The sequence below is a fragment of the Streptomyces sp. NPDC017202 genome (assembly GCF_044331705.1).
Classification (GTDB): domain Bacteria; phylum Actinomycetota; class Actinomycetes; order Streptomycetales; family Streptomycetaceae; genus Streptomyces.
In genome coordinates this window covers 418,099-440,126 of sequence record NZ_JBIRNP010000003.1, presented here as the reverse complement: position 1 = coordinate 440,126, position 22,028 = coordinate 418,099, and the positions used below count along the sequence as shown (strand labels likewise).

Here is a 22,028-nt window from a genome sequence, read left to right as displayed (position 1 = left end):
CGACGCGCCCGCGGCCGGCAACGCGCGCGCCCCCTGCCTCCCGCGTTCGGCACCGCGGGTACCCGTGCGGCAGAATCGGCCACGATGAGCACCTACCGCGACCTCACCGCCCCCATCGGCTCCCGCCGAGCCACCGCGCTGCGCACGGTCGGCACCCGCGAGCGCCGCTCCCACCTGACCGCACCCCGGGTGCCCACGGTCGGGATCGACATCGGCGGCACCAAGGTGATGGCGGGCGTCGTCGACGCGGACGGCAACATCCTGGAGAAGGTCCGCACGGAGACCCCGGACAAGTCCAAGAGCCCCAAGGTCGTCGAGGACACGATCGTGGAACTGGTCCTGGACCTGTCCGACCGGCACGACGTCCACGCGGTCGGCATCGGCGCCGCCGGCTGGGTCGACGCCGACCGCAACCGCGTCCTGTTCGCCCCCCACCTGTCCTGGCGCAACGAGCCGCTGCGCGACCGCATCGCCGGCCGCCTCGCGGTGCCCGTCCTCGTCGACAACGACGCCAACACCGCCGCCTGGGCGGAATGGCGCTTCGGCGCCGGCCGCGGCGAGGACCACCTCGTCATGATCACCCTCGGGACCGGCATCGGCGGCGCCATCCTGGAGGACGGCCAGGTCAAGCGCGGCAAGTACGGCGTCGCGGGCGAGTTCGGCCACATGCAGGTGGTGCCCGGCGGCCACCGCTGCCCGTGCGGCAACCGCGGCTGCTGGGAGCAGTACAGCTCCGGGAACGCGCTGGTCAGAGAGGCCAAGGAGCTGGCCGCCGCCGACTCCCCGGTGGCGTACGGGATCATCGAGCACGTCAAGGGGCAGATCGGTGACATCACCGGCCCGATGATCACCGAACTGGCCCGCGAGGGCGACGCGATGTGCGTCGAACTGCTCCAGGACATCGGCCAGTGGCTCGGCGTCGGCATCGCCAACCTCGCCGCCGCCCTCGACCCGTCCTGCTTCGTGATCGGCGGCGGTGTCTCCGCCGCCGACGACCTGCTCATCGGCCCCGCGCGCGACGCGTTCAAGCGGCAGCTCACCGGACGCGGCTACCGCCCCGAGGCCCGCATCGTCCGCGCCCAGCTCGGCCCGGAGGCCGGCATGGTCGGCGCCGCCGACCTCGCCCGCCTCGTCGCCCGCCGCTTCCGGCGCGCCAACCGGCGCCGCGTCGAGCGCCACGAACGCTTCGAGCGGTTCGCGGAGGCCGCCCGCCGCGCCACCGGGGACACGGCGTGACGGCCGCCCTGTCCCACCGGTCCGCGTCCCCGGACGAACCGTCCCGCACACCCGAGACCCGCACACCCGAGACCCGCGGCCACGTGATCCGCCGCCGCGCGCTCACCCTGCTCATCATCGTGCTGCTCATCGGCGTCCCGGCCGGCTACCTGGTGATCTCCGCCAACCAGAGCCGCGACAGCGGCAAGGACAAGGAGGCCAAGTACTCGGCGACCGGACTCACCGAGGCCTGGCCGTCCAAGGTCCAGCAGCGCCTCTACCAGGTGCCGGTCCCGCACCCGTCGAACAAGGTCGCCTACTACGAGACGAACAACTGGCGGACCAGCCGTCTCTACGTCCAGTTCCAGACCACCCACGCGGGCCTGGACGCCTTCCTCGCCGAACTCGGCTACAGCCGGTCCGACCTGGAGAAGGACGACATCACGATCAGCGGGCGCGACCGGGACGTCACCGGCTGGAAGTTCTCCGGACCCGGCTCCCGGCCCGGCGACTACTACGGCTTCGTCCGCAGGCAGAAGGACCCCCAGCCCACCCAGGACGTGGTGGTGAACACCGGCAACCCGATATTCCCCATGGTGTACGTCGTCTCGCGCACCGTTCCCTAGGGTCCCCGGGACCCCTGGGACGCCTCCCCCGGACCGGTTGTCAGACCCCGCCCGTAGAGTCGGGGACAACTGGCCAGACATGCGGGCGGGAGGTGGACACCGAGCATGAGCGACACGAGCGGGGTCGCCGGACACCCGGCGGAACTCGTCGGCGCGCGCCTCGCCGCCGTCTTCCTGCCCGCGCCCCTCCCGCGCGAGGGCCGGGTCGCCTTCTGGGACCCGGACGACGGCCCGCTGCCCGGGCCGGCACACGCCGAGCGCACCGAACTGACCGTCGTCCGCCGGCACGGGACCTCGGTCCGCCGCCGGCAGGCCCCCGCCCTCTCCCTGCCCGTCGAGGCGGCCCTCCCGCTCCTGGTGCGCGCCCGGCACGACCCCGCAGCCCACCCCGCGACCGCCTGTTGGGGCGCCGCCGCCCTGCACGCGCTGCGGCTCACCGCCCGCGGCCGGCTCCTGCCGGGCCTCACCCCGGCCGGCCACGACGCCTGGCGGGCCGGCCCGCTCGAACCGGAGGACGTCGCCCACCTGCGCGCCGTCGCCGCCGCCCTGCCGTACGAGGGCCACGCCGTCCCGCTGCCCGGCCCCGGTCCCCTCCGGCTGCCGCAGCCGGAGGCCCTGATGCGCTCCTTCCTGGACGCCGTCGCCGACACCCTGCCCCGCACCCCCGCCGCGCCCCACGCGTCCGGGAGGCCCTTCGCCGACCGCCGTCCGCAGCGGCTGCCCGGCGCCCAGGACTGGGCGGCCGAGGTCGCCGCCGGCATGGACGCGGGCGTGCGGATCTCCCTGCGCCTCGACCTGTCGGCGTACGACCTGTTCGACGACGGCGAAGGAGCCCGGCGCGCCGGAGCCGCCGTCGTCCAGGTGCACAGCCTCGCCGACCCGACCCTGGTGACCGACGCGGCGGCCCTGTGGTCGGGCCGGGCCGACGCCGCCTTCGGGCCACGCGCCCGCGTGGACGCCGCCCTGGCCCTGCGGCGCGCCGCCCGGGTCTGGGCGCCCCTTGCCCGCCTCGCCGACCAGGACGCGCGCACCCTCGACGTGCTGGCCCTGTCCGAGGACGAACTGAACGACCTCCTCGGCGTGGCCGCGACCCGCCTCGCGGCGGCCGGGGTCGCCGTGCACTGGCCGCGCGACCTCGCCCAGGACCTCAGCGCGGCCGCGGTGGTCCGGCCCGCGCCGGGCTCCGCGACCGACGGCACCGGCTTCTTCGAGAGCGAGGACCTGCTCCAGTTCCGCTGGCAGCTCGCCCTCGGCGGCGACCCCCTCAGCGAGGCCGAGATGGACACCCTCGCCGAGGCCCACCGCCCCGTCGTCCGGCTGCGCGACCGGTGGGTGCTCGTCGACCCCGCCCTCGTCCGCAAGGCCCGCAAACGCGAACTGGGCCTGCTGGACCCGGTGGACGCCCTCTCCGTCGCCCTCAGCGGCACCGCCGAGGTCGACGGCGAGACCATGGAGGCGGTCCCCGTCGGCGCGCTCGCCACCCTGCGCGACCGCCTCACCGCCGGCCTCCGGCCCGCCGAGCCGCCCCCCGGCCTCGACGCCACCCTGCGCGACTACCAACTGCGCGGCCTGGCCTGGCTCGACCTCATGACCTCCCTCGGCCTCGGCGGCTGCCTCGCCGACGACATGGGCCTCGGCAAGACGGTCACCCTCATCGCCCTCCACCTGCGCCGGGCCCGCCCCGAACCCACCCTCGTGATCTGCCCCGCCTCCCTCCTCGGCAACTGGCAGCGGGAGATCACGCGGTTCGCCCCCGGCGTCCCCGTCCGCCGCTTCCACGGCTCCGACCGCACCCTGGACGACCTCACCGGCGGCTTCGTCCTCACCACCTACGGCACCATGCGCTCGGCCGCCGCCACCCTGGCCCGGCAGCCGTGGGGCCTGGTCGTCGCCGACGAGGCCCAGCACGTCAAGAACCCCTTCTCGGCCACCGCGAAGGCACTGCGCACCATCCCCGCCCCCGCACGCGTGGCCCTCACCGGCACCCCCGTCGAGAACAACCTCTCCGAGCTGTGGGCCCTCCTGGACTGGACGACACCGGGCCTGCTCGGCCCCCTGAAGGCCTTCCGCGCCCGCCACGCGCGCGCGGTGGAGAACGGCGAGGACGAGGAGGCCGTCGAGCGGCTCGCCCGCCTGGTCCGCCCGTTCCTGCTGCGGCGCAAGAAGTCCGACCCCGGCATCGTCCCCGAGCTGCCGCCCAAGACAGAGACCGACCACCCCGTCCCGCTCACCCGCGAACAGGCCGCGCTGTACGAGGCGGTGGTGCGCGAGTCGCTGCACGTCATCGAGACGGCGGACGGCATCGCCCGCCGGGGCCTGGTCCTCAAGCTGCTCGGCGCGCTCAAGCAGATCTGCGACCACCCGGCGCTCTACCTCAAGGAGCAGGCCCCCGCCACCGGCGACGCCCTCGCCGCCCGGTCCGGCAAACTCGCCCTGCTGGACGAGTTGCTGGACACCCTGCTGGCCGAGGACGGCTCGGCCCTGGTCTTCACCCAGTACGTCGGCATGGCCCGACTGATCACCGCCCACCTGGCCGGCCGCGCCGTCCCGGTGGAGCTCCTGCACGGCGGTACGCCGGTGCCCGAGCGCGAGCGCATGGTGGACCGTTTCCAGGACGGTGCGACCCCCGTCCTGGTCCTGTCGCTGAAGGCGGCCGGCACCGGCCTGAACCTCACCCGCGCAGGTCATGTCGTCCACTTCGACCGCTGGTGGAACCCGGCCGTGGAGGAACAGGCCACCGATCGCGCCTACCGCATCGGCCAGACCCAGCCGGTCCAGGTCCACCGCCTCATCACCGAGGGCACCGTCGAGGACCGCATCGCGGAGATGCTCCAGGCCAAACGCGCCCTCGCCGACGCGATCCTCGGCTCCGGCGAGTCCGCCCTCACCGAGCTGACGGACCGTGAACTGTCCGACCTGGTCAGGCTGCGGAGGGAGGCGTGATGGCGGAGACGGGCACCAGCGGTCCGGCCGGGGAGACCGGTCCGGCCGAGGCGGTCCGCCGGGCCCTGCGGGCGGCACGGGAGCGCGCCGACGACGCGGCACCGGCATCCGCGTCCGCGTCCGCGCCCACGGAACCCGCCGAGGCGCGCCCGGACCGGCCGCGGCGGGAGACCGCGCCCGCGGAGTCCGGCACACGGCAGCCCGAAGGCACTCCGCCCCGCCCGGGGGACGCCGCCCGCGCGGCTCTGCGACGCGCGGCCGAGGCCCCCCGGCAGCGCGAGGAGGCCCCGCGGACCGACGTCCCCCCGGCAGCGGACGTACCCCCGGCCCCCCACGGGCCGCGGGGCGGGTCCGGCGCCCGGCCCGGCGACGTGGCGCGGGAGGCCCTGCGTGCGGCCCGCGCACAGGCACGGCGGACGCCGCCGGAAACCGGCGAACCGGGAGACGGCGCGAGTGCGCTCCGGGCTGCCCGCCCCGCGGCAGCTCCCGCCGCGAACCCCGGCGCGGCCGCGAGCACCGGCCGCCCCGCCGGCCGTGCCGCCGTGGCCCGCGCGCGGGACGTACGGACCTTCGCCGAGGACGCCTTCCGGATGCCGTCGGAAACCGACCCCGCGGCAGCGGCCGAAGCCCCCGGGCCGACCGGATCCGCATCCGGGGAGACCGGTTCGCCCTACCCGGCCCCCCGCTCGGTGACGGCCCTCGGTCCGGCCCCCCGCCCAGTGGCCGCCCCCGACGCCGCCCCCCGTTCCCCGGCCGTCCCGACGCCTGCCCCGGCTCCCGCGTCCCTCGCCCCGACGCCCGCTACGGCCCCTGCGACCCCCGCCCCGGCCGCTCATGGCCCCGCCGTCCCCCCCTCCATGGCCGCCCCCGCCCGCGACGGCGATCACCGCCGCACCTTCCCCGCCCTCGCTCCCCGGCTGGCCGGGGCGGGCGGCGGATTCGCCGAGACCTGGTGGGGCGATGCCTGGATCGCCGCGCTGGAGGAGGGCGCTCTCGACGCCGAGCGGCTGGCGCGCGGGCGGGGTTACGCCGAGCGGGGCCACGTGGACGCCATCACCGTCACGCCCGGCCTGGTCCTGGCGTACGTGCGGGGCAGCCGGGCCCGGCCCTACCGGGTCCAGGTGCGTCTGCGCACTCTCGGCGACGAGGACTGGGAGCGGTTCCTGGACGCCGCGGTCGAGCGGCCGGTGCACATCGCCGCGCTGCTCGACAAGGAGATGCCCGAGTCTCTCGCCGACTACGGCGTGCCGCTGCTCCCCGGCCCGGGCGACCTCGCCCCCCAGTGCAGCTGCCCCGACCGCGGACACCCCTGCAAGCACGTCGCCGCCCTCTGCTACCAGACCGCGCGGCTCCTCGACGCCGACCCGTTCGTCCTGCTCCTGCTGCGCGGCCGGGGCGAACGCGAACTGCTCGACACGCTGTCCCGCCGCAACGCCGCGCGGGCGGCCCGCGCCGCCCAGGAGCAGGAGCCGGAACCCGTGCCGGGCATCCGCGCCACCGACGCCCTCGCCGCACGCCGGCTCCCGCCGTTGCCGGCGCCCCTGCCCCCGCCGCCGCACCCCGAACAGCCGCCCGCCTACCCCGCCGTGCCGGGCGGCCCCGACTCCTTCGCCCTCGACCAGCTCGCCACCGACGCCGCCCTCCGCGCCCACGCGCTGCTGACCACCGGTCACGACGAGATCGGCGGACTGACCCTCTGGCAGGACGCCGTACGGCTCGCCGCGGCGCGTCCCGGTTCCGGCCTGACCGCCACCAGCCGCGCCCTCTACGCCTCCCTGGCCTCCGCCGCCGGCCGCACCCCGGGCGAGCTGGCCCGCGCGGTCGCCGCCTGGCGGCAGGGCGGCCCGGACGGACTCGCCGTCCTGGAGGACCTCTGGGACCCGCCCGCCGGCCGCTTCGACCGGGCCCGCCCCCTTCTCCGCGCCGCCGACCTCCCCGCCTTCCGCCCCTGGCGCAACCACCTCACCCACCCCCGCGGCCACGTCCAACTCCGCCTCGGCCGCGACGGTCTGTGGTACCCGTACGAATCGGAGCCCGGCCAGGACGACTGGTGGCCCCGCGGCACCCCCGACACCGACCCGGTGGGCGCCCTGACCGGCCTGGCCACCTGGGCCGACGACCTGTGAACCACCGCCTTAGCCGGTGCCCTTCGACGCGCGGTGCCGCGGGCTGCGCGGCCCCTGGCCGCTCCCCGGTCGACGGGGTGGCCGAGGGAACGGCCGCCGCCCCGGCGGACCCCCCGTCCGCTCCGGCGGACTGCTGACCGCCCCGACGGAACCGCCGCCCGCTCCGGTGGAGTGCCGGTCGCCCGGGCGGGCGGCGGAGTCCCGGATCAGTAGCCGTAGATCATCTTGTACGCCACCTCGGGGAGGAACTGCCCGGCCGTGGAGCCGGCTCCGACGCCGCAGTTGCCGTCCGACTCGCCCGGGGCTTTGATCCACAGGAGCATCTCGGCTCCTCCGCCCGTCCGGGTGGGCGTGCCGATGCGGCGGCCCGAGGGGTTGCACCACTGCCCGTCGGAGCCGTTGCCGTTGCGGCTGGTGTCCACGACGAACGGCTTGGTGTAGCCGAAGCGGGCACCGAGTTCCCTGTTGACGGCGTTGCCGTAGGCGGTGTTCTCCGCGGTGGTGAAGTAGTTGGAGACGTTGAGCGAGAAGCCGTGGGCCTGACGGAGGCCGGCTTCGTGCAGGCGCCGGGCCATGGTCGCCGCGTCGACCCAGCGCGGGTTGCCGGCGTCCATGTAGACCCAGGTGTTGGGGGCCTGGCGGTTGAACTGGGCGAGGGCGCCGGTGAGCATGCCCTCGCGTTCGTCGATCTGCGCCTGGTTCATGCAGCCGTAGTCCCCGAGGGAGTCCGGTTCGAGGATGACGACGGCCGGGCGGTTGCCGATCCCGCCGGCGAACTGGGCGATCCAGTCGGCGTAGGCGGACGGCGAAGCGGCTCCGCCGGCGGAGTGCCCGCCGCAGTAGTCGCGGTTGTAGACGTTGTAGGCGACGAGGAGGGGCAGCTTGTCCCGTTGGTCCGCCGCTCCGACGTAGGCACCCGTGGCGGTGCCGATGGTGCCGCTCCAGGAGCCGAACCAACGGGCCGTCGGCGTGTTGGCGATGGACGCGTCGATCGCGGCGGTCCGGCCGTCGCCGGGGTTGGCTGCCACCCACCTCTTCGCGCTGGAGTCGGGGTCCACGTAGAACCCGCTGGTCATGGTGGTCGGGTCGGCCGCGTGGGCGGACGGTGCGGCGGCGAACGCCAGCGGCAGGGCTAAGAGTGCTGCGGTCAGGGCGCGGAGTCTGCGGCGCATGACGGAACCTCGTTCTCCTGGCAGGGATGCGTCGCACGCTCTCGTCCCGAGCGTGCGACGCGCTGAGGAAGTGCGGTGGTGCGACCTGTTCCGGGAGCGCTCCCACTGGAAGCGCTTCCAGGTGCCCGGCAAACCGTCGGGGCGTGGTCGGTATGGTGTGACGGGGCAGGTGGACTGTCAAGAGTCGACGCGCAAGCACGCTCTGGGATGCGCCTGCCGGAAGACCGGAGGGTTCGGAAACTGGAAGCGCTCCCAGTCGGTCGGCCCTTGCGGGTCCTCGCCGGCCCCCCCGCCGTCCGCCAGGCGGGTGGCAGCGGCACGGGCCGGGGTGAGAGGCTGCCCGTCCGGTCGCGAGGGAAGGGCTCACGGTTCATGGCAGAGGATGCGCCGCGTCGGCAGCCGACGCTCGACGAGGTGGCCGAACGCGCCGGTGTCTCCCGCTCCGTGGCCTCCCGCGTCCTCAACAACGCCCCGCACGTCAGCCGCGCCAAGCGTGAGGCGGTCGAACAGGCCGTCCGGCAACTCGGTTACGTCCCCAATCCGACCGCCCGCGCCCTGGCCATGCGCCAGACGGGAGCGGCCGCCCTGGTCGTCTCGGGAGAGGATCCGTCGATCTTCGCCGATCCGTTCTTCGCCCAGGTGATCGTGGGGGCGTCGGCCGCCCTGGAGGAGGCCGACCTGCATCTGATGCTGTGCCTGGCCGCTTCCGACCGGGGCCGCAAGAGGGTCCAGGAGCTCCTTCGGTCCAGGGGCGCGGACGGGGTCATGCTGATGGCGCTGCGCGAGGACGATCCGCTGACCCGCATGGCCGACGAGGCGCAGATGCCCGTGGTGTTCGGCGGACGCCCGGTCGGTCCGGCCCCCCGCTGGTACGTGGACGTCGACAACGTCGGCGGAGCACGCCAGGCGACCGAGCACCTGGTCGCGCGCGGCCGCAGACGCGTGGCCGCGATCTGCGGGCGCCTGGACACCGAGGCCGGGCGCGCCCGGTACCGCGGTTACCGGGACGCTCTGCTGGGCGCCGGACTCGATCCGCTCCCTCCGCGGGAGGGCGACTTCACCGAGCCCAGCGGGGCCGCCGCCATGGCCGCCCTGCTGGCGGACCGTCCCGAGGTGGACGGGGTGTTCGCCGCCAACGACAACATGGCGGCGGGAGCGCTGCGCACGTTGCGCGAGGCCGGCCGACGGGTCCCCGCCGACGTCGCCGTGGTCGGCTTCGACGACCTGGCGGTCGCCCGGATCGCCGATCCGCCGCTCACCACGGTCCATCAGCCCGTACAGGCTTTCGGGCGGGAGATGGCGCGCATGCTCGTCGCGCTCGTCAACGGGCAGGACCCCACCCCGCTGATCCTTCCGACCCGCCTGGTCGTCCGCTCCAGCACCTGACGGCCGCGCCCCGGGCCCGGAGCGAGATTCCGGACGCCGCCCCAAGTCCGAGACGGGTTCTCCCACAACGTGTTCCACGGCGTCCCCGAAGAGTTTCCCTTCCGACCCCCTCCTGTTGGCCGTGCCCGGCTACCTTCGCCTCGCCCGGTCCGGCAGCAGGAGAGGCACGTCCATGAGCACCCCGGTCCACCGCACCTCGACACGGCAGTCCGCAGCCGTCCTGGCGTCGGCCCGGCAGCGCCGGGAGGGGAACCGGACCGGGAGTCCGTCCGGGAACTCGGTGGAGCACGCCCTCCTCCGGATGCAGTCCAGCGCCGGCAACCGGGCCACGACCGCGGCGGTGCAGCGTGCCAGGGGCGCGGACAAGGGGAAGGCGCCGGAGAACGGCGGCGCGTCCGCCGGAGCGAAGAAGAAGAACTACCGCGACCGGATCGCCGGGCTCCTGGACAGGTTCAAGAAGAACCTCGAGCCCATCGACACCTTCATCAAGGGTGTCCAGACCCCCACCAACGCGGGCTTCACCCAGCAGGCCGCCGCCGCGGCCAACGAGGGCCTCAAGCACTCCGCCGCCGCCTCGGGGACCTCCGCCGCGTCGGGGAACCTCCTCACGGAGGCCGCCGGCACCGTGGTCAGCGGCATGGACGCGTACAAGAACATGAAGGACCTCGAGAAGCACCGGACCGGGGCCGGCCACCACACGGCGAAGAAGAAGGCCAAGACCAAGGGGACCGACACGGTCGTCGGCGCCGCCGGTTCGGGAAGCTACAGCGCCGCCATCGCCAAGGAGGTCACCAAGGTCCAGAAGGCGGCGGACGCCGCGGTGGCGTCCGAGGCGAGCGGTGTCGCCAGCGCTTCCATCGGCGCGATCAAGGGCGCGCGGGCGGCCTTCCGCGTCGGGGGAGCGGCCCGCAAGTACAAGAAGATCAAGGAGCTCGGAGATCCCCACCTCGTCCACGCGGGGTCACTGGCCCGGCTGAACGAGTCGCGGGAGCAGGCCAACTGGGCCGCGGCGGAGGCGTACGTCGCGCTGGATGCCTACTGGAAGCACGAGGGCGAGGGGCGGCTGGAACTCGTTTCCGAGGCCGTCGACGCCGCCTGGGAGGCGATGGGGGAAGCCCGTGACGCCGCAGAGAGCCTCCAGCGCGCCGAGAACGACGTGGAAAAGCTGAGCACGGTGCAGGGGTACGCGAAGAAGAAGCAGCTCACCAAGATCGGCAAGGAGACGGTCGGCGGCGCGGTGGGCGAATCCACCAAGGCCGCGGCCGGCGTCGTGACGGCGGTCGCGGCGGGAACGGCCGGGCTGGCGAGCAACCCGGTCGGATGGGGCCTCGCCGGGGCCGGCGCCGGCCTCGTCTTCGGCGTCACCATGTACAAGGCGCTCCGTGCCGCCACGAAGCGCTACGAGGAGGCCCGCCACCCCGAGCGCTGGGCGCCGGAGGGAGGGACCCCGGCGGAGGCCGCGTCCCGCGGCGAATCCCTGAAGCACGCCCTGAAGTTCTGGAAGAAGGTGTCGCAGGGCGAACGCCAGGCCATGGCGCGCGAGATCTACGCCCTGGCGGCGGGCCCCGACATCCCCGGCAGCGGCAACGCGACGGCCGAGATGAGGGAATCCGCGAGGGCCCTCCTCGTCGCTCTCAAATCAGGCCCCACCAACCACAAGCTGGATCCGGAAGTGTGGGCCGACACCCTCAACGACCCGGCGAAGAGCGCCGGTTGGATCAAGGAGATAACGGAACAGCTGGCCTCGGGGTGACCGGCAGGCAGGGCACGGGACACGCGCCGTGCGTCCGCCGATCGAGGAGCCGCTGCTCGACGCCTGCTTCCACGAGGGCGACCTGCCCCTCGCCACCGTCAACACCCCCGCCTCGGCCCGGACCCTGCTGCCGGAGCCCGGAGCCCGGAGCCCGGAGCCCGGAGCCCGGAGCCCGGAGCCCGGAGCGCGGCTGCGGAACGTCGTCGCGACCTGGCCGGAGGCCGCGGCCGACGGCCTGCCAGGCGGCGCCGCGGAGGAACCCTCCCGCTCCGTCGGGGACACCGCACCGCTTCTCCGACCTGGAACGAGCCCCTGGGCTTCCTCCCGCCCGGCGTCGGAGACGGCCCCGAAACGCGGTGCGACCCGGGAGGTTCCGGCTCTCGCGGCACGATGCCGTCCGCCTTCCCTCAAGCCCCCGTGACGAGGGCTCGGCGATACGTGAGAAAGTCTGGGGCGTGAGTGAGACGCCACCGAACACCCTGCAATACCGCTTTGACGGGCCGGAAGACGCTCCGGTCCTGATCCTGGGTCCCTCACTGGGTACCACATGGCACATGTGGGACCGCCAGGTTCCCGAACTGGCCCAGCAGTGGAGGATCTTCCGCTTCGACCTGCCCGGCCACGGCGGGGCGCCGGCCTATCCGGCGGGTTCCGTCGGCGACCTCGCCGAGCGGCTGCTCGCCACGCTCGACGCGCTCGGCGTGCAGCGCTTCGGCTACGCGGGTTGTGCGCTCGGGGGCGCGGTCGGTGTGGAGCTGGCGCTGCGTCGTCCCGAGCGGGTCGCCTCGCTCGCGCTGATCGCGGCCTCGCCGCGGTTCGGCACGGCGGACGAGTTCCGGCAGCGAGGGGTGATCGTACGCACCAACGGCCTCGACCCCATCGCCCGCACCTCGCCCGACCGCTGGTTCACCAGCGGCTTCGCCGCCGCCCAGCCCGCGATCACCGAGTGGGCCGTACAGATGGTGCGCACCACCGACCCCGGCTGCTACATCGCGGCCTGCGAGGCGCTCGCCTCCTTCGACGTGCGGGCCGAACTCGGCATGGTCGGCGTGCCGACGCTGGTCCTCGTCGGCTCGGACGACCAGGTCACCGGCCCCGCCGAGGCCCGCACCCTCGTCGCGGGCATCCCGGACGCCCGGCTCGCCGTCGTTCCCGGCGCCTCCCACCTGGTGCCGGTCGAGCAGCCCGCCGCCGTCACCGACCTGCTGGTCCGGCACTTCTCCACCGCCTGGCAGCCGGCGTACGAGCACAGCACGGGCCAGACCGCCGTCCCCGGCGTCTCCCTCAGGCCAGTGCAGCCCGCGCCGCCGCAGGCCGCGCCGATCGCCGAGATCGCGCCCGCCCCCGTGGTCGCGCCCCCGCAGGTCATGGGCCGCCCCGACCCGTACGACGCCGGGCTGAAGGTGCGGCGCGAGGTCCTCGGCGACGCCCACGTGGACCGGGAGCTGGCGCAGGCCGACGACTTCTCGGGCGACTTCCAGGAGCTGGTCACCCGTTACTCCTGGGGGGAGATCTGGGACCGCCCCGGCCTCGACCGGCGCTCGCGCTCCTGCGTCGCCCTGACCGCGCTGGTGGCCGGCGGGCACCTCGACGAGCTGGCCGCCCACACCCGTGCCGCCCTGCGCAACGGCCTCACCCCGGACGAGATCAAGGAGGTGCTGCTCCAGACGGCGGTCTACTGCGGCGTACCCGCCGCGAACCGGGCGTTCCGCGTGGCGCAGCAGGTCATCCGGGAGGAGACGACGCCCACCGAGTGAGCCGGCCGCCCGGCGGGGGCAGGATGGGGCCATGACCCCCACCACCCCCGACCGGCCCACCACCCCCGACCGGCCCAGGACTCCCGAGACCCCCATGCCGCCCCCGGCTCCCATGAAGCTCACGAAGAAGTCGCACGCCTGCGTCCGCCTGGAGAAGGACGGCCGCACCCTCGTCCTCGACCCGGGCGGGTTCACCGAGGCGGACGCCGCGCTCGGCGCGGACGCGATCCTCGTCACGCACGAGCACCCCGACCACTTCAGCGAGGAGCGGCTGCGGGCGGCCCTGGAGGCCGACCCGGCCGCCGAGATCTGGACCCTCCGGTCGGTCGCGGAGAAGATCGCGAGCGCCTTCCCGGGACGCGTCCACACCGTCGGCCACGGCGACGCCTTCACCGCGGCGGGCTTCGACGTCCGGGTCCACGGCGAACTGCACGCCGTGATCCACCCGGACCTGCCGCGCGTCACCAACGTCGGCTTCCTGATCGACGGCGGCCGCGTCTTCCACCCCGGTGACGCCCTCACCGTCCCCGACCACCCGGTGGAGACCCTCCTCGTCCCGGTCATGGCCCCCTGGAACAAGATCGCCGAGGTGATCGAGTACGTCAGGGAGGTCCGGCCGCGGCGGGTCTACGACATCCACGACGCCCTCCTCACCGACCTCGCCCGCCCGATCTACGACACCCACCTGGGCAATCTCGGCGGCGCGGACCACCAGCGGCTGGCGTCGGGGGCGTCGGCGCAGATCTGAGCGAGGGCGTTGTCGGACCCTGCGGGTAAGTTGTCGGTCATGCGCATCGCGACCTGGAACGTGAACTCGATCACCGCCCGCCTGCCGAGGCTCCTGGCCTGGCTGGAGAGCAGCGGCACCGACGTGCTCTGCCTCCAGGAGGCCAAGGTCGCCGAGGCGCAGTTCCCGTTCGACCAGCTGCGCGAGCTGGGCTACGAGGCGGCGGTCAACGCCACCGGGCGGTGGAACGGCGTGGCGGTGGTCTCCCGGGTCGGTCTGGAGGACGTGGTCAAGGGCCTGCCCGGCGATCCGGGGTACGAGGGCGCCGCCGAGCCCCGCGCGATCTCCGCGACCTGCGGTCCGGTCCGCCTCTGGTCGGTCTACGTCCCCAACGGCCGGGAGGTGGACCACCCGCACTACGCCTACAAGCTGCAGTGGTTCGAGGCCCTCCGGGCCGCCGTCGCCGGTGACGCGGGAGGCAGCCGCCCCTTCGCCGTGCTGGGCGACTACAACGTGGCCCCGACCGACGACGACGTGTTCGACGTGGCCGTCTTCGAGGGCTCCACCCACGTCACCCCCGCCGAGCGCGCCGCCCTCGCCGCCCTGCGCGAGACGGGCCTCTCCGACGTCGTCCCGCGCCCCCTGAAGTACGACCACCCGTTCACCTACTGGGACTACCGCCAGCTCGGCTTCCCCAAGAACCGCGGCATGCGCATCGACCTGGTCTACGGCAACGCGTCCTTCGCCAAGGCCGTGAAGGACTCCTACGTCGACCGCGAGGAGCGCAAGGGCAAGGGCGCCTCGGACCACGCGCCGGTCGTCGTCGACCTCGACGTGTAGGCCCGCGTGCGGGGCCGGCCGGTGAGGGGGGAGGGCCGGGCCGACGGCCGGGGGCCGGCCCGGGAGCACCGCGCGACGGCCGCCGCACGTACCGACCCCGTCCGGACGTGGCGACTCCCCCCCCTCCCGTACCGCCTCCTCCCGTCCGTCCGTCCGGTCGTCCGTCCGTCAGGTCGTCCGTCCGGGCGCCGCGACGGTCGTGAAAGCGCCGCCCGCCGGTCGATCCACCGGGCGGGCGGGGGAGGGGGTTCCGGCCGCTCGCGGCTGTCCGCGCGCCTGTGGTGCGCGCGCCGGTGTGAATGCCACGCTGGGCGTATGAACATCCCTTTCCTGGGCAGCAGGCGCAAGAAGCACGCCGAGGCGACGCTGACCGCCGCGGACCCCGAAGGGGTCGCCGAACTCCTCTCCGAGTGCGAGCTGCTGCGCACCCTGGCGGAGCGGGAGGGCATCCGGCTCGACGACACACCGGCCTCGTTGGAGGCGCTCGACCAGCTGCTGCCGCGCTGGCGCGACGACGAGGAGATCCTGCCCTGGCTGGGCAACGACGCGGGCCTCTACCTCGGCACGGTCATCGTGCGCACCGTCCCCGGCGCCGTCTGGGAGGTCTGGCCCGGCGGCCAGCCCGTCGTACGGATCGCGTCGGGCCGGGAGTTCGACGTGGTGACCGCCGGGCAGGAGTGGGCCGTGAACGGCGTCCCGGAGCTGTCCCAGCACTACGGCGAGGTGGCGGAGGTCTGAGGCGTGCGGCGGAGGCGTGCGGCGGGGGTGCGGGGCGGGGGGTGGGGCGACGATCCACGGTGGGGCGTAAATACGGCTAATGCCCGAAAGGTGCGTGTCGTATCTGTAAGTCCGTTTTGTCTGGATAGTTTGCGGCAGCACGGGACAGCCGAGAGTGAGTAGGGCTGCGCATGGCCGTCGATCCGTTGATCGAGCTGCGTGACGTCAACAAGTACTTCGGGGAGCTGCATGTCCTCCAGGACATCGACCTCACGGTCGGCAAGGGGGAGGTGGTCGTGATCATCGGCCCGTCGGGGTCGGGCAAGTCGACGCTCTGCCGGGCGATCAACCGGCTGGAGCCCATCCGGTCCGGCACGATCCTGCTGGACGGCAGACCGTTGCCGGCGGAGGGGAGGGAACTGGCGCGGTTGCGCGCCGACGTCGGCATGGTCTTCCAGTCGTTCAACCTGTTCGCGCACAAGAGCGTGCTCCAGAACGTGACACTGGGCCAGATCAAGGTCCGCAGGACCGACAAGAAGAAGGCCGAGGAGAAAGCCCGTGCCCTGCTCGACCGGGTCGGTGTGGCCGATCAGGCCGACAAGTACCCCGCACAGCTCTCCGGCGGCCAGCAGCAGCGCGTGGCCATCGCCCGGGCCCTCGCCATGGAGCCCAAGGCGCTGCTGTTCGACGAGCCGACCTCCGCCCTGGACCCGGAGATGATCAACGAGGTGCTGGAGGTCATGCGGCAGCTCGCCCGGGACGGCATGACGATGGTCGTCGTCACCCACGAGATGGGCTTCGCGCGCTCGGCCGCGAACCGCGTGGTCTTCATGGCCGACGGCCGCGTCGTCGAGGACCGCAGCCCGGACGAGTTCTTCACCGATCCGCGCAGCGACCGGGCCAAGGACTTCCTCTCCAAGATCCTCAAGCATTAGAACTGTGCACTCCCGCCATGACCCCCCGGCGACCCTCGTCTAGGATGGGTCGTTCGTCCGGGCCGCAGGGGCAGCACTCGAGGAGCCATACCCGCCCGGCGCCGGCCGGAGATCACTGTTCGCACAGCGGAATCGCCCCGTACCACGGGTCGTTCGCCGGCGAGGAGAAGGTCAGCCGCGCGCCGGACGGGTTGTGCTCGTCGGGGAGCGGGTCGACCGTGTCGACGCCCCCCCGGCCGGCCGGTGCCCCGCCAGGACGTCGTACGCCGTGGACGACGGCTCCCGGTCCGCGCCGCACGGCTTGCCGGCGACGGGGCTCAGGACGCGCGGTGCGAGGTGCGGGGGGAGACGGACTGCGCGGGCAGCGGCGTCTGGGCCGCCCGCGTCACGTCGGCGACCAGCTCCACCACGTCGGGGCCGTACGCCTGGGAGTTGACGACCTTCAGCAGCAGCACGAAGGAGTTGTTCCCGTGCTTGCGGTACAGGCGCTCGTGGTTGCGGGCCAGGTAGCGGGTGGCGGCCTGGTTGGTGATCGCGCGCTGGCCGCAGAAGAGGAACACCGGCCGCGCGTCCCGGCGTTGGGCGGCGGTGAGCCGGGCCAGCAGCACGTACTCGGTGACGCCCGCCTCCAGCCGGTGGCGTTCGGTGCCGATCTGGAACGCGCCCCGGTCCGGGCCCGGTTCGGCATCGACGTTGACCCGCACACCGGGCAGCATCGCCGACATGTGCGCCATCATGCGCCGGTTGGAGGCGGGGCCGCCGACGCAGAACTCGGTGCGCTCCCCGAACCCCTGCTGGGCCGCGTCCTGCGTGACCACCTGGACGTTGGCGCCGCAGTCCTTGATCAGCGCGGACAGCTCCAGGAGCGCGAAGACGTCGATGCGGTGGACCGCAGGCTCCGGGCTCGCCGGATCGCGGTTGACGACGAGCAGGCACTCCGAGTTGTCCGGCAGGCCGAAGAAGGCCTGCTTGCGCCGTAGTTTCCGCCGCCAGAGGTAGGTGCGGGCCACCCAGCCGAGCGCGGCACTGATGCCGGCCGCGACCACGCCCAGAACGATGTTGCGCACGTCGTCATTCATGGGCGCGCATAGTAGTGGGGTCCCATGGCCGGAACGTACCCGTGTTCGATGTGTGACAGTCGTACGACACGGCCCGGAAGAGGGCTGTCGGGGCACCGGTGTTGTGGTTACGCTGCGCGGACGTTCCCGGACTGGAGGTACGGATGCGTCGCTCTGTCGCGCGGAAACTGTCGGCCGCGCGGAAACTGTCGGTCCTGGCGGTTTCGGCCGCCGTGGTCTCGGTGGGGGCGGCGGCGCCACCCGCCGCCGCCGGAAAGCCGGCCGTCGAGAAGCCGGCCGTCGAGAAGCCGGCCGTCGAGAAGGCACCGGTCGAGAAGGTACCCGTCGCCGTGGGCTACGGCGGCGCCGTGGCCAGTGTCGACGCGGACGCCTCCGCGGCCGGCATCGAGGTGCTGCGCAAGGGCGGCAACGCGGTCGACGCGGCCGTCGCCACCGCCGCCGCCCTCGGCGTCACCGAGCCCTACTCCTCCGGCATCGGCGGAGGCGGCTACTTCGTCTACTACGACGCCAAGTCCCGCACCGTGCGCACGATCGACGGCCGGGAGACCGCGCCGCTGACCGCCGGCGCGGACCTCTTCGTCGAGAACGGCAAGCCCCTCGCCTTCGCCGACGCCGTCAGCAGCGGACTCGCCGTCGGCACCCCGGGCACGCCCGCCACCTGGGCGACGGCCCTCGACCGGTGGGGCAGCAGGAAGCTCGGCACGGTGCTCAAGCCCGCCGAGCGCCTCGCCCGCGACGGCTTCACCGTCGACGCCACCTTCCGCAGTCAGACCGCCGCCAACGAGACCCGCTTCCGCCACTTCCCCGACACCGCCGAGCTGTTCCTGCCCGGCGGACAACTCCCGGTCGTCGGCTCCACCTTCAAGAACCCCGATCTCGCCCGCACCTACGCCGAGCTGGGGCGCAAGGGGGTCGGCGCCCTCTACCGGGGCGACATCGCCGAGGACATCGTCGACACCGTCAACAAGCCGCCCGTGGACCCGGACTCGGGCTGGAACGCCCGGCCCGGCGAGCTGTCCGCGAAGGACCTCGCCGCCTACCGCGCCAAGCTCCAGGCGCCCACCGAGACCACCTACCGCGGCCTCGGCGTGTACTCCATCGCCCCCTCCTCCTCCGGCGGCACGACCGTCGGCGAAGCCCTCAACATCCTGGAGCGGACCGACCTCTCCAAGGCGAGCCGGGCCCAGTACCTGCACCGGTTCATCGAGGCCAGCCGCATCGCCTTCGCCGACCGCGGGCGCTGGGTCGGCGACCCCGCCTTCGAGGACGTACCGGCGAAGGAACTGCTGTCGCAGCGGTACGCCGACTCGCGGGAGTGCCTGATCAGGGACGACGCGGTGCTGACCAGCCCCCTCGCACCGGGCGACCCGCGCCGGCCGGCGGCCTGCGCCGGCGGCGGCACGGCGGCGCCGACGACGTACGAGGGCGAGAACACCACCCACCTGACGGTCGCCGACAAGTGGGGGAACGTCGTCTCCTACACGCTCACCATCGAGCAGACCGGCGGCAGCGGCATCACCGTCCCCGGCCGCGGATTCATCCTCAACAACGAGCTGACGGACTTCTCCTTCGCCCCGGCGAATCCGGCCGTGCACGACCCGAACCTGCCCGGTCCGGGCAAGCGGCCGCGTTCGTCGATCTCGCCGACCATCGTCCTCGACCGGCACCACCTGCCGGTGGTGGCCCTCGGTTCGCCCGGCGGCGCGACCATCATCACCACCGTGCTCCAGACCCTCACCGGGTTCCTCGACCGCGGGCTCCCGCTCGTGGACGCCATCGCGGCCCCCCGCGCCAGCCAGCGCAACGCCGCCCAGACGGAACTCGAACCCGGCCTCTACGGCAGTGACCTCGCCGGGCAACTGGAGGCCATCGGGCACTCGTTCAAGCTCAATCCGGAGATCGGCGCCACGACCGGCGTGCAGCGGCTGCCGAACGGCAAGTGGCTGGCGGCGGCCGAGACCGTGCGGCGGGGCGGCGGTTCGGCACAGGTGGTGCTGCCGGCGCCGTAGGAAACCGGCGGCACCACGCCGCCCGCTCCCGACCGTGTGCCTCAGACTGTCTCAGGCCGTTTCAGGCCGGCGGCCTCACCGTTCGGGAGCGGGCGGCTCGTCGCTGCTCGTGCGGAACGCGAGCCGCCCGTCCTCGACGTCGACCGTCACGGCGGCGCCCTCCTGGACCCGCCCGTCGAGCAGCAGCCGCGACAACTGGTTGTCGACCTCGCGCTGGATGGTGCGGCGCAGCGGGCGGGCGCCGTACTCGGGCTGGTACCCGCGCTCGGCGAGCCAGTCGACGGCGGCGGCGGAGAACCGCACGGTGATGCCCTGCGAGTGCACCAGCCGGCGGGTACCTTCCAGCAACAGGTCGGTGATCCGCCGCAGTTGGTCGGTGCTGAGCTGACGGAAGACGACGATCTCGTCGATGCGGTTGAGGAACTCCGGCCGGAAGTGCTCGCGCAGCGGGCGCATGACCTGCTCCCGGCGCGCCTCCTCGTCCGCGTCCGCGCCGCCGGCCCCGAAACCGATGCCGGCACCGCGCCGCGTGATCGCCTCCGAACCCAGGTTGCTGGTCATCACGATCACCGTGTTGGTGAAGTCGACCGTGCGGCCCTGCGCGTCGGTCAGCCGTCCGTCGTCGAGGACCTGGAGCAGGATGTTGAAGACGTCCGGGTGGGCCTTCTCCACCTCGTCGAGCAGCAGCAGCGAGTACGGGTGCCGGCGCACCGCCTCGGTCAGCTGGCCCGCCTCCTCGTGGCCGACGTAACCGGGCGGGGCGCCCACCAGGCGGCTCACGGTGTGCCGCTCCTGGTACTCGCTCATGTCCAGGCGGATCATCCGCTCCTCGCTGCCGAACAGCGCCTCGGCGAGGGCGCGGGCCAGTTCGGTCTTGCCGACGCCGGTCGGGCCGAGGAACAGGAAGCTGCCGATCGGCCGGTCCGGGCTCGACAGCCCGGCACGCGAGCGCAGCACCGCGTCCGAGACGACCCGTACGGCCTCGTCCTGGCCGACGACCCGCTCGTGCAGATGCTGCTCCAGACCGAGCAGGCGGTCCTTCTCCTCCTGGGTGAGACTGGCGACGGGGATGCCGGTCTGCCGGGAGACGACCTCGGCGACGGCCTCGGTGGTGACCTCCAGGTGCTGGCCCTCGTCGACCTCGCCGCCCCCGGCCGCGTCCGTCATCCGCTGCTTCAACTCGACGATGCGGTCCCGCAGTCGGGTGGCCTGCTCGTACTGCTCGTCGGCCGCCGCCTGATCCTTGTCACGGGTGAGCTGTTCGACCTCGCGCTCCATGGCGCGCACGTCCGTGCCCTTCCTGCGGGCCCCGAGGCGCACCCGGGCGCCCGCCTGGTCGATGAGGTCGATGGCCTTGTCGGGCAGCCGCCGGTCGGTGAGGTAGCGGTCGGACAGCTCCACGGCCGCCACCAGCGCCTCGTCGGTGTAGCGGACCTGGTGGTGGGCCTCGTACCGGTCGCGCAGACCGCGCAGGATCTCGATCGCGTCCGCGGCCGACGGCTCCGGCACCAGGACCGGCTGGAACCGGCGGGCCAGTGCCGCGTCCTTCTCGATCCGCCGGTACTCCTCCAGCGTCGTCGCGCCCACGACGTGCAGCTCGCCGCGGGCCAGGGCCGGCTTGAGGATGTTGCCCGCGTCCATCGAACCCGACTCGCCGCCGCCGCCCGCGCCCACGACCGTGTGCAACTCGTCGATGAACACGATCAGCTGGTCGGAGTGCTCGCGGATCTCGTTCACGATGGCGTTGAGGCGCTCCTCGAAATCGCCCCGGTAACGAGTGCCGGCCACCACGGCGGTCAGGTCCAGGGCGACGACCCGGCGGTCGGCCAGCACGTCCGGCACGTCACCGTCCGCGATGCGCTGGGCGAGCCCCTCCACGATCGCGGTCTTGCCGACCCCCGCGTCACCGATCAGCACGGGGTTGTTCTTGCCGCGCCGGGACAGCACCTCGATCGTCTGCTCGATCTCGTCGTCCCGGCCGATCACCGGGTCGATACGGCCCTGGCGCGCCAGGTCGGTGAGGTCCCGGCCGTACTTGTCCAGGGTGGGCGTGGAGGTGGGACGCTGCCGTTCCTGGCGGGACTGGGCGGGCATGGCGTCCGAGGGCTCGGACGGGCCGGCGGACGGCGCGAAGCGGGCCGCGTTGAGGATGTGCCCGGCCGCGGAGTCCGGGTTCGCGGCGAGCGCGCTCAGCACGTGCTCGGGGCCGATGTAGCCGTTGCCGCGCGAGCGCGCCAGGTCGTGGGCGTCCAGCAGGGCCCGCTTGGCGGCCGGCGTCAGCGACAGCGAGGTGGGCGGCGGCACCTCGCCCGGCGGGTGCTGCACGGGGCCCGAGCGCTCGTCGATCTCCGTCGCGAGGGAGTCGGGGTCCGCCCCGGCGCGGCTGAGCAGACCGCGCGTCGGCTCCGCCGCGAGGGCGGCGCGCAACAGGTGCTCGGTGTCCAGGTCCCGGCTGCCGTGCTCGGCGGCGTACTGGGCCGCGCCGCGGACCAGTTCCCTGGCCGGCTGGCTGAGGAGCTGGCCGATGTTGATCTGGCGGGGGCCGGGGCGGGGCCCGCCGAAGAAGCGGGCCAGGAATTCACCGAAGGGGTCCCCCTCCGGGCCGATGTAGCCGCTGGTCATGGCGTTCCGTTTCCATCGACTGCGTTGCCGGTGCCGACGAGTTTCGTGTCCGTGCCGGGCTACACCACGATGACACGTTCCTTTTGGGGCGGCATGTCCTGCTTCGTCCTCGACTCGGCGC

General features: G+C 73.8%; 15 protein-coding genes and 1 pseudogene. 12 read left to right on the top strand and 4 right to left on the bottom strand.

The features are described from left to right. The first annotated feature begins 84 nt into the window (after positions 1-84). From ACH4N1_RS09430 to ACH4N1_RS09415, 4 genes are all read left to right on the top strand, one after another. Positions 85-1,236, top strand: a complete 1,152-nt coding sequence (locus ACH4N1_RS09430; RefSeq protein WP_363088663.1) for an ROK family glucokinase — start codon at positions 85-87, stop codon at positions 1,234-1,236. Next, positions 1,233-1,841 (top strand): sugar kinase, encoded by a 609-nt coding sequence (locus tag ACH4N1_RS09425; protein WP_398095758.1) that lies wholly within the window; start codon positions 1,233-1,235, stop codon positions 1,839-1,841. The genes ACH4N1_RS09430 and ACH4N1_RS09425 overlap by 4 nt, the downstream gene beginning before the upstream one ends. A gap of 105 nt (positions 1,842-1,946) precedes the next feature. Further along, positions 1,947-4,784, top strand: a complete 2,838-nt coding sequence (locus ACH4N1_RS09420) for an SNF2-related protein (RefSeq protein WP_398095756.1) — start codon at positions 1,947-1,949, stop codon at positions 4,782-4,784. Continuing rightward, positions 4,784-6,910: an SWIM zinc finger family protein gene (locus ACH4N1_RS09415; RefSeq protein WP_398095755.1), complete on the top strand. Its 2,127-nt coding sequence runs from the start codon at positions 4,784-4,786 to the stop codon at positions 6,908-6,910. The genes ACH4N1_RS09420 and ACH4N1_RS09415 overlap by 1 nt, the downstream gene beginning before the upstream one ends. A 206-nt stretch (positions 6,911-7,116) precedes the next feature. Here the strand turns inward: ACH4N1_RS09415 and ACH4N1_RS09410 are convergent, their stop codons facing one another. Next, complete coding sequence (locus ACH4N1_RS09410; RefSeq protein ID WP_398095753.1) at positions 7,117-8,082, bottom strand: glycoside hydrolase family 6 protein; 966 nt, start codon at positions 8,080-8,082, stop codon at positions 7,117-7,119. Positions 8,083-8,454: 372 nt separating this feature from the next. Here ACH4N1_RS09410 and ACH4N1_RS09405 point away from each other — a divergent pair, with 372 nt between their 5' ends. From ACH4N1_RS09405 to ACH4N1_RS09375, 7 genes are all read left to right on the top strand, one after another. Continuing rightward, positions 8,455-9,468: a LacI family DNA-binding transcriptional regulator gene (locus ACH4N1_RS09405; RefSeq protein ID WP_398095752.1), complete on the top strand. Its 1,014-nt coding sequence runs from the start codon at positions 8,455-8,457 to the stop codon at positions 9,466-9,468. Between the two features lie 172 nt (positions 9,469-9,640). Beyond that, positions 9,641-11,221 carry a hypothetical protein gene (locus ACH4N1_RS09400; protein ID WP_398095751.1) on the top strand — a complete coding sequence of 527 codons (1,581 nt, stop codon included), beginning with the start codon at positions 9,641-9,643 and terminating at the stop codon, positions 11,219-11,221. Between the two features lie 455 nt (positions 11,222-11,676). Continuing rightward, complete coding sequence (gene pcaC / locus ACH4N1_RS09395; protein ID WP_398095749.1) at positions 11,677-12,978, top strand: 4-carboxymuconolactone decarboxylase; 1,302 nt, start codon at positions 11,677-11,679, stop codon at positions 12,976-12,978. 112 nt (positions 12,979-13,090) lie between these two features. Beyond that, entirely contained in the window at positions 13,091-13,726 is a 636-nt protein-coding gene (locus ACH4N1_RS09390) for an MBL fold metallo-hydrolase (protein ID WP_398095980.1), read from the top strand. 39 nt (positions 13,727-13,765) lie between these two features. Then, complete coding sequence (locus tag ACH4N1_RS09385; protein ID WP_398095748.1) at positions 13,766-14,545, top strand: exodeoxyribonuclease III; 780 nt, start codon at positions 13,766-13,768, stop codon at positions 14,543-14,545. A gap of 315 nt (positions 14,546-14,860) precedes the next feature. Further along, on the top strand, positions 14,861-15,283 hold the full coding sequence (locus tag ACH4N1_RS09380; protein WP_398095746.1) for a DUF6278 family protein: 423 nt from the start codon (positions 14,861-14,863) through the stop codon (positions 15,281-15,283). 170 nt (positions 15,284-15,453) lie between these two features. Further along, positions 15,454-16,197 (top strand): amino acid ABC transporter ATP-binding protein, encoded by a 744-nt coding sequence (locus tag ACH4N1_RS09375; RefSeq protein ID WP_398095745.1) that lies wholly within the window; start codon positions 15,454-15,456, stop codon positions 16,195-16,197. Between the two features lie 112 nt (positions 16,198-16,309). Here the strand turns inward: ACH4N1_RS09375 and ACH4N1_RS09370 are convergent. Both ACH4N1_RS09370 and ACH4N1_RS09365 read right to left on the bottom strand, forming a co-directional pair. After that, positions 16,310-16,503 (bottom strand): annotated as a pseudogene (locus ACH4N1_RS09370) (acyl esterase); the annotation flags it as partial. Positions 16,504-16,514: 11 nt separating this feature from the next. Further along, on the bottom strand, positions 16,515-17,276 hold the full coding sequence (locus ACH4N1_RS09365) for a hypothetical protein (RefSeq protein ID WP_398095743.1): 762 nt from the start codon (positions 17,274-17,276) through the stop codon (positions 16,515-16,517). A 143-nt stretch (positions 17,277-17,419) separates the two neighbouring features. Between ACH4N1_RS09365 and ggt the strand changes: the two genes are divergently transcribed. Then, complete coding sequence (ggt, locus tag ACH4N1_RS09360; protein WP_398095742.1) at positions 17,420-19,285, top strand: gamma-glutamyltransferase; 1,866 nt, start codon at positions 17,420-17,422, stop codon at positions 19,283-19,285. Positions 19,286-19,360: 75 nt separating this feature from the next. Here ggt and ACH4N1_RS09355 read toward each other — a convergent pair whose 3' ends face one another. Further along, positions 19,361-21,907 carry an ATP-dependent Clp protease ATP-binding subunit gene (locus ACH4N1_RS09355; protein WP_398095741.1) on the bottom strand — a complete coding sequence of 849 codons (2,547 nt, stop codon included), beginning with the start codon at positions 21,905-21,907 and terminating at the stop codon, positions 19,361-19,363. Positions 21,908-22,028 lie beyond the last annotated feature (121 nt).